Annotated in this window: 14 protein-coding genes; all 14 read right to left on the bottom strand. The window is 58.8% G+C overall.

Going from position 1 to position 13807, the window contains the following annotated elements:
• Positions 1-71: 71 nt before the first annotated feature.
• Positions 72-1547, bottom strand: a complete 1476-nt coding sequence (locus ACCC96_RS15205) for a sigma-54 dependent transcriptional regulator (RefSeq protein ID WP_413696220.1) — start codon at positions 1545-1547, stop codon at positions 72-74.
• A gap of 172 nt (positions 1548-1719) precedes the next feature.
• Positions 1720-2016 carry a hypothetical protein gene (locus ACCC96_RS15200; protein ID WP_019648098.1) on the bottom strand — a complete coding sequence of 99 codons (297 nt, stop codon included), beginning with the start codon at positions 2014-2016 and terminating at the stop codon, positions 1720-1722.
• 10 nt (positions 2017-2026) lie between these two features.
• The gene (gene fliS, locus ACCC96_RS15195; RefSeq protein WP_018925037.1) at positions 2027-2422 is read right to left on the bottom strand and encodes a flagellar export chaperone FliS; all 396 of its coding nucleotides are present in this window, start codon (positions 2420-2422) and stop codon (positions 2027-2029) included.
• Positions 2423-2548: 126 nt separating this feature from the next.
• The gene (fliD, locus tag ACCC96_RS15190) at positions 2549-3985 is read right to left on the bottom strand and encodes a flagellar filament capping protein FliD (protein ID WP_019648097.1); all 1437 of its coding nucleotides are present in this window, start codon (positions 3983-3985) and stop codon (positions 2549-2551) included.
• Between the two features lie 82 nt (positions 3986-4067).
• Positions 4068-4433 carry a flagellar protein FlaG gene (locus ACCC96_RS15185; RefSeq protein ID WP_413696219.1) on the bottom strand — a complete coding sequence of 122 codons (366 nt, stop codon included), beginning with the start codon at positions 4431-4433 and terminating at the stop codon, positions 4068-4070.
• A 71-nt stretch (positions 4434-4504) separates the two neighbouring features.
• The gene (locus tag ACCC96_RS15180) at positions 4505-5350 is read right to left on the bottom strand and encodes a flagellin domain-containing protein (protein WP_018925034.1); all 846 of its coding nucleotides are present in this window, start codon (positions 5348-5350) and stop codon (positions 4505-4507) included.
• A gap of 248 nt (positions 5351-5598) precedes the next feature.
• The gene (locus ACCC96_RS15175; RefSeq protein WP_258670564.1) at positions 5599-5865 is read right to left on the bottom strand and encodes a hypothetical protein; all 267 of its coding nucleotides are present in this window, start codon (positions 5863-5865) and stop codon (positions 5599-5601) included.
• Complete coding sequence (locus tag ACCC96_RS15170) at positions 5862-7154, bottom strand: motility associated factor glycosyltransferase family protein (protein ID WP_413696218.1); 1293 nt, start codon at positions 7152-7154, stop codon at positions 5862-5864. Before ACCC96_RS15170 ends, ACCC96_RS15175 begins: the two co-directional genes overlap by 4 nt.
• 82 nt (positions 7155-7236) lie before the next feature.
• Positions 7237-8163, bottom strand: a complete 927-nt coding sequence (locus tag ACCC96_RS15165; protein ID WP_019648094.1) for a ketoacyl-ACP synthase III — start codon at positions 8161-8163, stop codon at positions 7237-7239.
• 229 nt (positions 8164-8392) lie between these two features.
• Complete coding sequence (gene pseI / locus ACCC96_RS15160; RefSeq protein ID WP_064619507.1) at positions 8393-9445, bottom strand: pseudaminic acid synthase; 1053 nt, start codon at positions 9443-9445, stop codon at positions 8393-8395.
• Positions 9442-10944 (bottom strand): UDP-2,4-diacetamido-2,4,6-trideoxy-beta-L-altropyranose hydrolase, encoded by a 1503-nt coding sequence (gene pseG, locus ACCC96_RS15155; protein WP_019648092.1) that lies wholly within the window; start codon positions 10942-10944, stop codon positions 9442-9444. Before pseG ends, pseI begins: the two co-directional genes overlap by 4 nt.
• Positions 10941-11636 carry a pseudaminic acid cytidylyltransferase gene (gene pseF / locus ACCC96_RS15150; RefSeq protein WP_019648091.1) on the bottom strand — a complete coding sequence of 232 codons (696 nt, stop codon included), beginning with the start codon at positions 11634-11636 and terminating at the stop codon, positions 10941-10943. Before pseF ends, pseG begins: the two co-directional genes overlap by 4 nt.
• Positions 11637-11642: 6 nt before the next feature.
• Entirely contained in the window at positions 11643-12806 is a 1164-nt protein-coding gene (gene pseC, locus ACCC96_RS15145) for a UDP-4-amino-4,6-dideoxy-N-acetyl-beta-L-altrosamine transaminase (RefSeq protein ID WP_413696217.1), read from the bottom strand.
• Complete coding sequence (pseB, locus tag ACCC96_RS15140; RefSeq protein ID WP_019579558.1) at positions 12803-13804, bottom strand: UDP-N-acetylglucosamine 4,6-dehydratase (inverting); 1002 nt, start codon at positions 13802-13804, stop codon at positions 12803-12805. Before pseB ends, pseC begins: the two co-directional genes overlap by 4 nt.
• Positions 13805-13807 lie beyond the last annotated feature (3 nt).

The following is a 13807-nucleotide window of genomic DNA, read 5'->3' as shown; positions in this document are numbered from 1 at the left end:
GTTGCGAGGGATGTAGCAATACCCGTGCCTAAAAAAAACTGCCTATAAATGAAGGGGTTGAAAAACAGGCGTCAATCATCCGCCTGTTCATCACCATCACGACGACTCATGCCGTACTTGCGCATCTTTTCCACCAGGGTCGTGCGACGAATACGCAGCCGTTCGGCCGCCCGCGCCACAATGCCGTTGGCGTCATCCAGCGCCTGCTGAATCAACCCTTGCTCCAGACCGCCGAGGTAGTCCTTCAGGTCCAGGCCTTCCGGCGGCAGCAGCGCATTGGCGGCGAAGTCCGGGGTATGACCGTTGATGGCCACCCGCTCTTCGAGATCACTGCGCAGGCTGTCGACCAACTGCTCGTCTTCGTCATCGACGTAGCGGAATTTCTTCGGCAACTCGACCACGCCGATCACCCCGTACGGGTGCATGATCGCCATGCGCTCCACCAGGTTGGCCAGCTCGCGAACGTTGCCCGGCCAGCCGTGACGGCACAGCGACATGATCGCCGCCGAGTTGAAACGGATCGAACCGCGCTTCTCGTGCTCCATGCGCGAGATCAACTCGTTCATCAGCAACGGAATGTCTTCGACGCGCTCACGCAACGGCGCCATCTCGATCGGGAACACGTTCAGGCGATAGTAGAGGTCTTCGCGGAACGTGCCGATCTCGATCATGCTTTCGAGATTCTTGTGGGTTGCCGCGATGATCCGCACATCGACGCTTTGGGTCTTGTTGCTGCCCACGCGCTCGAACGTGCGCTCCTGCAAGACGCGCAACAGCTTGACCTGCATCGGCAGCGGCATGTCGCCGATTTCGTCGAGGAACAGCGTACCGCCGTTGGCCAGCTCGAAACGCCCGGCACGACTGGTGATCGCCCCGGTGAAGGCACCCTTCTCGTGACCGAACAATTCGCTTTCCAGCAACTCGGCCGGAATCGCCCCGCAGTTGACCGGAACGAACGGCGCTTCACGACGCTTGGAGTGGTAGTGCAGATTGCGCGCGACCACTTCCTTGCCAGTGCCGGACTCACCGAGGATCAGCACGCTGGCGTCGGTGTCGGCGACTTGCTGCATCATCTGACGGACGTGTTGAATCGCCCGACTGGTGCCGACAAGGCTGCGGAAAAGATTCGGTTCACGGTGACGACCGCGCTCACGGGCCTGGTCATACATCTCGCGATAGACCTGGGCACGGTGCAGCGAATCGAGCAGTTTGCTGTAGCTGGGCGGCATTTCGAGCGTCGAAAGCACTCGGCGACGCTGGTCTTCCGGCAAGTCAATGGAAGAATTATCGCCCATTAACAAAACTGGAAGGAACTCATCCCAGGTTGAGAGTGTCTTTAACAGGCCCAAAAGTGCACCAGGAGCATTTACCGTCCCGATGAGGACACAGATTACTTCACGACTTGATGACAGAGAGCCGACCGCCTGCTGCCAGTCATGGCTGCCGCAGGGTAAATTTTCTTCGCCAAGAAAATTTAAAATCACCGCCAAATCGCGGCGGCGGACGCTATCGTCATCAATCAGCAGAATTTTGGTTTCACGCCACATGCAATAGCAACTTCCCTAGTCAACTCAATGCCCAAAATGAGGGGCAAGCTAGACGCTTGCAGACACGTTGTGCCTGTAGACGCCTGAAATCTGGAACCAGCCACTAGTTAAGTCAAAAAACCGTGCACAGTCAAATTTATGGCGCACTATGTTTGGATTAACTGAGGGTTAATTAACCAAACAGATGGTAAACCTTTGCCGCGTTCTGTGCTTGGTGGATCTGCGACATCTCGTCGACTATCGCTTGTCGCTCCCCCGTCGCCGCTTCCAGGAGCTGTTTATACACCCCCAGCAACTCCTCCAGGTTTTCGCGCAACGCGGTCTCGTCCACCGAAGCTTCACTCAAGACGTCTTCCATGCAGGAACGGCAAGCCAGGTCCAATTCACCGATGGCCTCCCAGTTACGCTCGGCCAATGCCTCGACCAGGGCGTCCCGGGTATGCTCGATTCGCTGCAATACAAGACTCATGGTGATCTCCTTAAAACTGGGGAGCAGGTGCGCCAATGGCATCCCAACCGTCTTTGACCGTGCGAAGCAGGTCGGCGACTTCGTCGAGGATTTTTGGATCGGTCCTGAGGTTGGCTTCCGCCAGACGCTTCATCATGTAAGCGTAGAGACTATCCAGCTCACTGACGGACTCCGCCTGTTTCTCCAGGTCCAGCCCCTCTCGCAAACCACCGATAATGCCGATGGCCTTGCCGATAAAAACACCCTTATTGGCGACGTCCTTGCGCTCCATGGCACCTTTGGCCTGAGCGATGCGATCCAGACCGCCTTCCATGAGCATTTGCACCAGACGATGAGGACTGGCCTCGGAAGTCTGGGCTTGCGCGCCAATCTTCTGGTACTGCCGAAGGGCTAACATCGGGTTCATGTTTACCTCATCCAAAACTCTGTGATTCGTATAATCAAGCTATCGACATAGCGTCAAAAATCTTTAATCCGAAACTAAAAAAGCCCGACAAGCGGAATCCGCTGCCGGGCTTTTGGCGTTTAGGCGCTATGAAGCGTTCTTCTGTGCGTTCATCGCATCGAACATCGAAGTAATATTGCTCGCCGTTGCCTTCAGCTTGCCGACAAGGGAATCCATGTCGTTGTACTTCTTGGTCAACACCGCCGTCAGCGTCTCGACCCGACGATCCAGGGCTGCCTGCTGGCTGGCCAGATTCGTCTTGGCCTTGGCCAGGTTGGTCGAACGGGTATCCAGGATCCCATCACTGCCAGTGACCGTGTAAGGGGTGATTGCATCGTTCATGCGCGTCAACAGGCCCATGGAGGCATCGCCAGTCGCCGTCGGATCGCCCAGGAACAGCTTCTGAACTTCACCACCGAGCTTCTGGGTATCCATCGCGGTCGAGAACTTGGTGCTATCGAAATCCAGTGCACCGGTTTTCTGATTGGTGGTGATACCCAATTGCGACAGAACAGTGAGTTTGTCACCCGCCCCCGTTGTGACCAACGGCGTACGAATCGATGCCAGAACGCTGCGCGCCAACGGGTCACCGGTCAGTGCTGCAGCAACGGTCGGCTTGCCATTGCTATCCAGGGAAGGCTTGGTCAGCGTATTGACATTGGTCACAACCTGGTTATAGGCATCAACGAAAGCTTGGATGGATTTTTTCAGGCCATCACTGTTCGGGCCAACCGTCACCGTCGTGGTACCACCGGCGACCAAATTCAGGGTCAAGCCGGAAATAGCCGAGTCAACCTTGTTGCTTTTGCTAGTCAGCGCGAGCCCGTCCACGGTGAAACTGGCGTCCACCGCGAAATCGCCGATGGCACCCGCCGAAGTCGCTGTCGGTGCTGCACCCATTTGCTGGCCGGCATTGATCTCCAGACCCGCGATACCGCTGAGGGTGATGTCGGAGCCCGCACCGGTCGCCGTGGACCCCATCACCAGACGCGAGCCAAACGAGTCGGTCACGATGTTGGCGCTGAAACCGTTCGCGCCCTGCTGGGTGTTGATCGCATCGCGAACCGACTGCAACGTCGCGCCGGCCGGAATGGTGACAGAACTGGATACGCCATTTTGCGTGATATTGAGCGTGCCGCTCGCAACGGCACTGCTGGCACCGCCGGCAAAGGCCGCGGTGGCCACTTTGGACGAGGTCGCAAGGTTATTGACCTTGACCACGTAGGAACCGTTGACGGCCGTGTTGCTGGCCACAGAGGTCAATACTTTCGCGTCGGCGGACGTGGCGTTGTAACCCAGGAACTGCGGAGCTTGCGTATCTTGCAGCTTCTTGATTGCAGCCTGGAAGTTCGCCAGGACACTTTTGAGAGTACCAATACCGGAAATCTGCGCAGTATTGGTGGTCGTCTGACGATCGATCTGATTCTGCTTGGCCGCCTTGTCGGCGTTGACCAGAGCCTTGACGATATCACCGGTATTAATACCGGAGCCTAAGCCCGTGCCCGGTAGAATTGGACTTGCCATGTGGAACTCCCTTCAGTGTGTCGCCGGCCTTTTGACCACTACAACGCCCAAAAGAACATAGCAACAAAATTCGTGCCAGCTGTCAGACTTTTGCGCTGAACAACAGACTGCTTGCATCATTCAAACTGTTCGCCAGCTTAAGGACTTCTTCGTTGGGGATTTGACGAATCACCTCACCGGAGTCACTGGCAATCACTTTGACCACAACTTTGCCTGAAGGCTCGTCAATCGAGAACTCCAGGTTACGCTTGACCGACTGAACGAACTTTTCGATTTCCTGAACGGCCATCTTCAGTTTTTCCTGCTCGGTCTGGTCTTTTTTACCTTCTTCCTTGACGGCAACCACTGGCGTAGTTTCCGCTCGAGGCTTTTCCGCAGGCTTATCGGCAACAGTCGTCGCCTGCTGGGCCGCAGGATAAGACAAGTTCAGCTTGACGCTCATATCCATGTCCATCACCTCTTAAAGTAAAAAGCGAGAGAGCGCGACAAGCGCACTCCCCCGCCAAAACTCATCGGCTATTACTGAAGCAGTTTCAGTACAGCGGATGGCAGTTGGTTGGCCTGAGCCAGAACTGCGGTGGAAGCTTGTTGCAGAGTTTGTTGCTTGGTCAGCTGTGCAGTTTCAGCAGCGAAGTCGGTATCTTGTACGCGGCTCAGTGCAGCACTGGCGTTTTCGTTGATGTTTTGCAGGTTGGAGATGGTGCTGGAGAAACGGTTTTGTGCAGCACCCAGGTCAGCACGAGTGCTGTTGATTCGCGACAGAGCGGCGTCGATAGCCGAGATAGCCGACGCTACAGCAGAGTGGTTGGCTGCGTTGGAGGTACCGGAAATGGTAGTACCGGTCATGCCCAGGGCGCTGGAGTCGAAGCTCGAAGCCAGGGTCAGAGTGATCTGGTTGTCGGAGGTGGTGTTGGAACCAACCTGGAACTCCATCGCACCAGCAGTACCATCCAGCAGCGCCTTGCCGTTCAGGTTAGTCGACTGAGCGATACGGGTCAGTTCAGCAACCGACTGTTGGTATTCTTTGTCCAGAGCGGTACGGTCAGCAGTGCCGTTGGAGTCGTTACGCGACTGAACTGCGATTTCACGCATACGCTGCAGGATGTTGGTCGATTCTTGCAGAGCGCCTTCAGCGGTCTGAGCGATCGAAACACCGTCGTTGGCGTTTTTGATAGCCATGGTCTGACCACGGATCTGCGAGGTCATACGGGTAGCGATCTGCAGGCCGGCGGCGTCGTCTTTGGCGCTGTTGATTTTCAGGCCGGAAGACAAGCGAGTCATCGAAGTCGACAGTGCGTCGGAAGCACGGTTCAGGTTCTTCTGAACACCCAGAGATGTAGTGTTGGTGTTTACTGTTAAAGCCATGACGAATTCCTCGTTGGTTGGGTACTACGGCTTCCGGCCCTGGCAACCGCCCGGTATGGCCTAGAGAACCTTCGTAATAGTTATCGTCGCGAATGCAGGTTGCTTGAGGGGATTTTTGAAATTTTTTGCCATCACACTGCCACCCCCTGTAAAACCAAGCCATAGCGACGATCCAACCACCAAAAAATGACGCCAGAGAACTGCCACAACCCTTCCTTACGCCCCGCTTGCGTTGACCTGCCACGGCATTACGCGGAATTGACAGCCATCAACAAATCAACCAGTTCGTATTCAAGGTAATCCGCGAGCGCCAGCCAGTCCTGTCGCTCCTGGCTATCCAGCATGCCTGTCAGCAATGCCATCCACCGGGCCGCGATCTGGCTGTCTGCTCCACCGACCCGCGACTGCACCTGCTCCGCTACCTCGACCATGACCAGCGCCGCCTCGACATCCCTTCCCAGACGAAACAACGCTGAACATTGCCGGGCCTGATCAACGAGTAGCTCTTCGCTCATCGACTGAACTCCGGATGAAATGTCGTGCCGACAATCATGGCCCCGGCTCGACTGCTGTTGTAGAAGACGACGTGTGGATGCGCAGCGATATAGCGCTCCAGCTCACACAAGTAACTACGGAAATTGAGCTGAGTCTTGACCCGCTGCCCATGCCCATCCAACACCCAATGACGAGCCGCGACCAATTGCGGGCCAAGGTCGCCGTCATCCCAACCGGCATGGGTTTTGTTGTTGGGGAACGCGAAGTCCGCCCCGAACAGCGTGATCTGACTGGCACCCATTTTCACCGCCAGGTCCACCGCCGGATGAATCACGCTGCCGCCTGCAAACAACCCTGCCCGTGGGAGCTGCTTGCGCAGATCGCGAAAGACCGGGCTTGCCGAGTAGGCGACATAGCGTTTGCCTTGCCAGGCCTGCAAGACCGCAGGAGCCACCAGCGGCATGTAGACCAGCGTGATGTCTGCGCTGTCCTCGGGCGGCAGATGGCGCTGCGAGATACGCTGGTCGATCGTGACGACGACATCCGGTTTGATACCGTTCTCGATGAGCGGCCGGTAAGCGGTATCGACACAAACGAACAGCGGTCGCTGGGTCTGGCCGCGAATTGATCGCAAGGTTACGAAGTGCTGTTCCAGGCTCGGCCCGGTGGCGATGACGAACATCGGCTGGCCAGCGTGTGTGGCGAACAATTGTGCGGCGTCGCTATCGACGCGGATCTGTTCGACACTTTCCAGCAAGCGCGCGGCGATTTCCGGATTGTCCGGATCAAACTCACAGTTGTTGAACGTCAGATGGGTTTCGCTGACCAAGCGGTCACGGATCTTCGCGTTGAAGTCATCGGCCAGCACCAGCTCTGAAGGCAGGGCAAAGAACGGCAAACAAATTTCAGCCAAATCACCGGCGTAGTGCAGCTCGATCCGCGAATCACTGAGCCACGGCTGCTGATCGAGCAATTGCAACACCAGCGCAAACACTGCGCCGTTAAGGATATGTACGTGTAACTGAATCAGCCCCGAACGCTGCAGCAGCTCCAGTTGCAGATCACCCAGCCCTGTGCCGTAAACGTGTAACACCGGGCTGTCGACCGGCAGGCTTGCGGCCTGAAGCTGCGCTTCGCGGGTACGGTCATGGCGACTGGTCAGCTGAATGCCGTTGATGCTCAGGGTCGAGCCGAGCCCTTCCACCAGATCGGCCTGCAACGGGCCCGGATCTTCAGACAGCAGACGCTCAGCCACGGCCGGCCAGCGACGCTGGATGAGTTCGGCGTTGGGTTGAAAAAACTCGCTCATGGCGCCTCGCTGTGATTCGGGCAAAAAAATAGCGCTCAAGGTTACACCTTGAGCGCTTTTTTTGTGTCCGGCTTTTAGAAGATCAAGGGCGATAGATGATCGCCGAACCCCAGGACAAACCAACACCAAAACCGCTGAGTGCCACACGCTTCCACTTGGAGTCGAGCACGTGCTTTTCCAGCAGCAATGGAATGCTCGACGACACGGTGTTACCGGTCTCGACCATGTCCTTGAGGAACTTCTCGGGCTCGCCCTCGAAGCGTCGCGCCACGGCATCGACAATCGCCGCGCTGCCCTGGTGAATGCAGAAAGCATCGATATCGTCGGCCGTCAGGCCCGAGTCAGCGAGCAGCTCATGCAAATGCGCAGGCACTTTGAGCAGCGCAAAGTTGAACACCTGACGGCCGTTCATGAAGAACACCCCGTCGGTAACCTTCAGGTGCGGCGCGCCGGAACCGTCAGTGCCGAACTTGGCCTTGCCCAACTGCCATGGCGCGTCTTCGCCCATCCAGGTGGCGGTGGCGGCATCGCCGAACAGCATGGTGGTGTTGCGATCTTCCGGGTCGACGATCTTCGAATACGGATCGGCGGTCACCAGCAGGCCATTCTTCAGGCCGGCGGCTTCCATGAAGCCCTTGATGGCGTAGATGCCGTAGACGTAACCGGAGCAGCCCAGGGAAATATCGAACGCGGCCACAGTCGTTGGCAGGCCCAGCTTGTCCTGAACGATGGCGGCGGTGTGCGGCAGGCCTTCTTCGTCGCCGTTCTGGGTCACGACGATCAGCACGTCGATCGCTTCACGTTTCAATTCAGGGTTGTTGGCGAACAGCGCGTTGACTGCTTCGACACACAAGTCCGAAGTTTCTTGCCCGGCGTCTTTGCGCGGCAGGAAGGCCGAACCGATCTTGCCCAGGATGAACTCTTCATCCTTCTCGAATTTTGCACCTTGTGCGTAATTGTCCACGCCGGCTACAGGAACGTAGCTCGCAATGCTCTTTATGCCAATCATTACGGCTTCCCAATAATAAACAGCCCAATACCACCGCTCGCAAGGAATCGAGGGGCGCCGACAAACAACGAATAACGTCGCCCTCAAGGAGGTGACAGCGGGAAGAGTAAAAGGCCATCACTGAGCCAAAAGCAGGCCAGGCGCCCTCTTCCCTATTTATACAATACAGTGAAGATGCGCGTAATGACTCGCAGGTCACGCTATTTTGCCGAATCAGCCCCACAAGCGGTTATTCGACCAGCGACCAGTCCAGCGGCGTTCCGCGCTTGATGGCCTGGCGGGCACGGCGGCCCAGAAGGGTTTCAGCGTGTTTCGGGGCCAGCCCCAGGCCTGGACGGATGGCCCGCAGATTAGCGGCGGTAAAAGGCTCACCGGCGATCATGTCCTGGGTGACATACAGCGACCGGCGGTACACCAGGGACTTGCGCTCGGCGTCAGTCACGCCGTAATGCACCTGGCCCATGGCCTGCCAGGCGCGCTCGGTTTCGACCACCAGGCTGGCAAGCTCGGCTGGTTCCAGGGAGAAACTGGCGTCCACACCTCCGGCGGCACGGTCGAGGGTGAAGTGTTTTTCCACCACCGTCGCCCCCAGCGCTACGGCGGCGACAGACACCCCGACGCCCATCGAATGGTCGGATAAACCGACTTCACAGCCAAACAACTCGCGCAGATGAGGAATCGTGCGCACGTTGCTGTTGGCCGGCGTTGCCGGGTATGTGCTGGTGCACTTGAGCAACACCAGGTCCTTGCAACCGGCCTCACGGGCGGCACGCACGGTTTCATCGAGCTCGGCGATGCTGGCCATGCCGGTGGAAATGATCAGCGGCTTGCCGGTGGCCGCAACCCGACGAATCAACGGCAGATCAGTGTTCTCGAAGCTGGCGATCTTGTAGGCCGGCACATCGAGGCTTTCGAGGAAGTCCACCGCGGTGTCATCGAACGGTGTGGAGAACGCCAGCATGCCCAGCTCTTTGGCCCGGGCGAAAATCGGCGCGTGCCATTCCCACGGCGTGTGGGCCTTTTCGTACAGCGCATACAGCGAAGAACCGGCCCACAAGCTGTTGGGGTCCTTGATGAAGAACTCGCCTTCGGACAAGTCCAGGGTCATGGTCTCGGCGGTGTAGGTTTGCAGCTTCAAGGCATGGGCGCCGGCCTTGGCCGCGGCTTCGACGATTTTTATCGCCATGTCCAGCGACTGGTTATGGTTGCCGCTCATCTCGGCAATGATGAACGGCGGCGCATCGGCACCGATCGAGCGGTTGCCGATCTTGAAACTGGTCATTGTTCTGGATCCTTCAATACACGCGTGAACGCGCAAGCACTCTGAGTAAAACCACCCTCGCGGAAAACCTTCAGCGATGGCTGATTGGCCGGCAGCACCTGAGCCGTGATGGCCTCAAGTTGTGGCCAATGCGCCGTGACGAACGCTTCGCCCCGCGCCAGCAGCGCCCTGCCCCAGCCCAGGCCGAATCGGCCTTCGAACAGATAGATCGAGACTTCGGCCCGAGTACCGTCAAGGTCATAGCGCAGCATACCGACCGGGCCGTCATCCGCCTCGGCAATCAACAGCAGTCGCTGGGGATTGTTCAGGCTCGCAGCCAGCCAGACCTGGTGCCGTTGCCAATCGATGACGTCGGTGTCCAGCGACCAGCGCCGTACCGCCTCGGCATTACGTCCCTCGAACAACAAATGCGCATCGTCCGCAGTGGCCCGACGCACCTGCAGTACCGCTCCCGCCAGTGCTGCCGCCACCCGCTGCGCGCCACGGCCATCGACCAACTGCCGTGAGCGTTCGGCCATACTTTGACGAAAACCTTGATTGCCTACGACAAAACCAATGGCTTGGCGCAATTGCTCGACGCTGACATGCTCGCGGTTGCCCAGGAACACATGAGCCCCCGAGGTCGCCATCACCTCGCCGTTCGCCTGCTGATTATTCGAGACCGCAATGCAAATCGTCGGCAGCCCCATGGCCGCCCGCTCCCAACTGGTGCCGCCACCGGCACCGATAAACAGGTCGGCCTCGGTCATCAGCCGATAGAAGTCGCTGACAAAACTGTGCAGACGCCAGTTCGGACGATACGCCGCCAGCGCCTGCATCTGCTCCCAGGCCGGGTTGTCTGCCCCCGCCACGAAATCGACCTCCAGCTCATGAAGGTCCGCCAGCGCCAACATTGCGTGGTGGGTCTGCATGGCCGCATCGAAGCCGCCGAAGTTCACCAACACTCGCCTGGCCCGAGGCTTGATTTCGACCGCCGGGCAGCAGAACTCATCGCGCAACATCGCAAAACGTGGGCCGAGCAAGGTCTGGCAGTCGGGCGTCAGCAGCGTGGCATAAGCCTCTGGGGTGCCCGACAGATTTTGATTGAGCAGCAGATCGACGCGGTACTGCCGAGTGGCCAGGTCATCCACCGCGGCGATCCGTGGTGCCCAGCGACGGGCCGCAGTCTGCCAGTGATGATCGAGGCCATAGTGGTCAACGATGATCCAGTCGAAAGCCGGATGGCTTTCCATGGCTTGCGCCAGCGCGGCGATGTCCGCCTGCCACGGCAGCATCGATTCGATGGCCTGCTGCGGATCTTCATCGGGGTAGCGCGGCGGCAGCGCGAAGGTCTCGAAGCCCTCGCTTGCCAGGCTGTCCAGTCGATGCCCCGGCAGCAGGCGACAGGCGAAGGCAACGTGCGTGCCCTGCTTGCGCAACACCCTGGCCAGGGTCAGGCAGCGGGCAATATGGCCGCTGCCAATGGTTGGCGACGCGTCAGCGCGGATCAGTACCCTCATTGCAACTCACCACCAGCCTTCAATGCGGCGTAAAGGTATTCGGCGCGTTTCCAGTCTTCAAGGGTGTCGATGTCCTGTACCAGGTAGCGCGGCAGAATCACCGGCAGGCTCGCCGGCGAAAACAGTGCATCACCACGCAACCAGGCCTCGCTGCGCCCCCAGTAGAACTGGCCGGCATCTTGAAAGGCTTCGGGCAAGTCCTGGGAACGAGTGTCACGAAACTCCGGATAGAGCGAGGTCAGGGCGCCCTGCTCGTCGAGGGTCAAGGCACGCTGCACCGGAAAACCAAAACCGGTGACTGAGAACGCGAAAGACTTGTCCGGGTGCTGCACCAGCAACTCATGCCCCTGACGCAGATAACGCGCTTGCAACAACGGCGCCGTCGCATAGATGCAGCAGGCATGGTCGAACGGCGGCAATTGATTCAAGGCATGCACAATCACTGCCGCAGTCCCGGTGAAATCGTCAGCCAGTGCCGCAGGCCGCATGAACGGCACCTGAGCGCCATTGGCTCGTGCGACTTCGGCGATTTCCTCATCGTCGGTACTGACGATCACCTGGTCGAACAGGCGCGACTCCAGCGCCGTGCGAATCGAACGGACGATCATCGGCACGCCGTCAAACGGCTTGAGGTTCTTGCGCGGGATTCGCTTGCTGCCACCACGGGCCGGAATGATCGCAACACAGCTCAAGAGTCACTACTCCTCAAGGATCAGTCGTCGCAATTGCTCGACCACATAGTCCTGTTGTTCATCGCTCAGCAGAGGAAACAGCGGCAGGCTGATGGCCTCGGCGTAATAACGTTCGGCCTGGGGAAAATCACCCACGGCAAAACCCAGGTCGCGATAGTACGGCTGCAAGTGCAGCGGAATATAGTGCAGATTCACCCCGACACCGGCTGCTCGCAAGCCTTCGAACACCTGTCGATGACTGAGGTTGATCCGCTCCGTCTGCAAGCGCACCACGTACAGATGCCACGCCGATTCGGCCTCAGGCTGCGCGCTGGGCAAGGTCAGCGGCAAGTACGCCAGCAACCGGTCGTAACGCGCCGCCAGTTCGCGCCTGCGCTCGATAAAGCCATCGAGCTTGTTCAGCTGCGACAGACCGAGGGCCGCTTGCAGGTCAGTGATCCGGTAATTGAAGCCCAGTTCCACTTGCTGGTAGTACCACGGGCCGTGGCTGGGTTCGGTCATCTGCTCCGGGTCACGAGTCATGCCGTGGCTGCGCAGGCGCTGCAAGCGCTCGGCCAGTTCCGGGCGATTGGTCAGCACCATGCCGCCTTCGGCGCTGGTAATGATCTTCACCGGATGGAAACTGAACACGGTCATTGCCGCGAACTCACCGCAACCCACCGGGCGCCCGGCATAGGATGCGCCGACCGCGTGAGAGGCATCCTCGATCACCGTGAAACCGTAACGCTCGGCCAGTTCGGCGATCATGCGCATATCGCAGCTCTGCCCGGAGAACGCTACCGCCACCAGCACTTTCGGCAGCTTGCCGTCGCGCTCGGCGATTTCCAACTTCGACGCCAAGGTGTAGGCATCGAGGTTCCAGGTCAGCGGGTCAATGTCGACAAAATCGACGTCGGCGCCGCAGTAACGACTGCAATTGGCCGAGGCCAGAAAGGTGTTCGGCGTGGTCCATAACCGATCGCCCGGCCCCAGGCCCGCGGCGAGACAGGCAATGTGCAACGCCGCAGTGGCATTGCACACCGCCACCGCGAAATCGGCCTGGCACCGCTCGGCCATCGCCTGTTCGAAACGCTCGATGGTCGGCCCTTGGGTCAGCCAGTCAGACTGCAACACGGCGACCACCGCATCGATGTCCGCCTGATCGAGGCTTTGCCGACCGTAGGGAATCATGCCGACAGTTCCGCGTGCAGGTCGGCGATCTGGCCGACTGACAGGAAGTGCGGGTTGGTATCGGAACGGTACTCGAAATCTTCGCCCACCGGCCGGCCCTGCTCACCCAGTTTGTCCACGGCAAAATCCACGTCGACGCTGGTGAAACGGATCGACGGCTGAATGGTGTAGTGATCGTCGAACTCCAGGGTCATGCGCGCGTCGTCCAGTGGCACCATCAGCTCATGGAGTTTTTCCCCCGGACGAATGCCGACGTGTTTGTGCGGCAAATGCTCAGCCATGCCCTGCGCCAGATCGACGATGCGAATCGACGGGATCTTCGGTACAAACACTTCACCACCGTGCATACGGGCGAAGCTGTCGAGCACAAACTTCACGCCGTGATCGAGGGTGATCCAGAACCGCGTCATGCGCTCATCGGTGATCGGCAGCTCTTTGGCGCCCTCGGCAATCAGTTTGCTGAAGAACGGCACCACCGACCCCCGCGAGCCGGCGACGTTGCCATAGCGCACCACGGCAAACCGGGTCTGTTGTTCGCCGGCAATGTTATTGGCAGCAACGAACAATTTATCCGACAGCAGCTTGGTCGCGCCGTACAAGTTGATCGGGCTGGCAGCCTTGTCGGTGGACAGCGCGACAACTTTTTTCACGCCGTTGTCGATGGCCGCGGCAATGATGTTTTCCGCGCCGTTGACGTTGGTGCGGATGCATTCGGTGGGGTTGTATTCCGCCGCTGGCACTTGCTTCAGCGCCGCGGCGTGCACCACGTAATCGATACCGCGCATGGCCTGACGCAAACGGTCGGCGTCGCGCACATCACCGATGAAGTAACGCATGCACGGCGCGTTGAACGTCTGCTGCATCTCGTACTGCTTGAGCTCATCGCGGGAAAACACCACCACCCGCTTGGGCTGGTATTGCTCCAGCAAGCGGCGGATGAAGTTGCGCCCGAACGAACCGGTGCCGCCAGAGATGAAAATCGATTTACCGTTGAACATGCC

The sequence above is a fragment of the Pseudomonas sp. Pseusp11 genome, from assembly GCF_047304405.1.
Taxonomy (GTDB): Bacteria; Pseudomonadota; Gammaproteobacteria; order Pseudomonadales; family Pseudomonadaceae; genus Aquipseudomonas.
The sequence above is the reverse complement of the archived record's forward strand: the minus strand, read 5'-3'. Positions and strand labels throughout refer to the sequence as shown.

Excerpts from the sequence above, each read along its gene's own strand:
- pseC (WP_413696217.1), bottom strand. The coding sequence starts at position 12,806 with ATGATTCCCTACGGTCGGCAAAGCCTCGATCAGGCGGACATCGATGCG.
- ACCC96_RS15200 (WP_019648098.1), bottom strand. The coding sequence starts at position 2,016 with ATGAGTCTTGTATTGCAGCGAATCGAGCATACCCGGGACGCCCTGGTC.
- pseB (WP_019579558.1), bottom strand. The coding sequence starts at position 13,804 with ATGTTCAACGGTAAATCGATTTTCATCTCTGGCGGCACCGGTTCGTTC.
- ACCC96_RS15180 (WP_018925034.1), bottom strand. The coding sequence starts at position 5,350 with ATGGCTTTAACAGTAAACACCAACACTACATCTCTGGGTGTTCAGAAG.
- ACCC96_RS15170 (WP_413696218.1), bottom strand. The coding sequence starts at position 7,154 with ATGAGCGAGTTTTTTCAACCCAACGCCGAACTCATCCAGCGTCGCTGG.
- ACCC96_RS15205 (WP_413696220.1), bottom strand. The coding sequence starts at position 1,547 with ATGTGGCGTGAAACCAAAATTCTGCTGATTGATGACGATAGCGTCCGC.
- ACCC96_RS15185 (WP_413696219.1), bottom strand. The coding sequence starts at position 4,433 with ATGGATATGAGCGTCAAGCTGAACTTGTCTTATCCTGCGGCCCAGCAG.
- ACCC96_RS15175 (WP_258670564.1), bottom strand. The coding sequence starts at position 5,865 with ATGAGCGAAGAGCTACTCGTTGATCAGGCCCGGCAATGTTCAGCGTTG.
- pseG (WP_019648092.1), bottom strand. The coding sequence starts at position 10,944 with ATGAGGGTACTGATCCGCGCTGACGCGTCGCCAACCATTGGCAGCGGC.
- ACCC96_RS15165 (WP_019648094.1), bottom strand. The coding sequence starts at position 8,163 with ATGATTGGCATAAAGAGCATTGCGAGCTACGTTCCTGTAGCCGGCGTG.
- pseI (WP_064619507.1), bottom strand. The coding sequence starts at position 9,445 with ATGACCAGTTTCAAGATCGGCAACCGCTCGATCGGTGCCGATGCGCCG.
- fliS (WP_018925037.1), bottom strand. The coding sequence starts at position 2,422 with ATGAACCCGATGTTAGCCCTTCGGCAGTACCAGAAGATTGGCGCGCAA.
- fliD (WP_019648097.1), bottom strand. The coding sequence starts at position 3,985 with ATGGCAAGTCCAATTCTACCGGGCACGGGCTTAGGCTCCGGTATTAAT.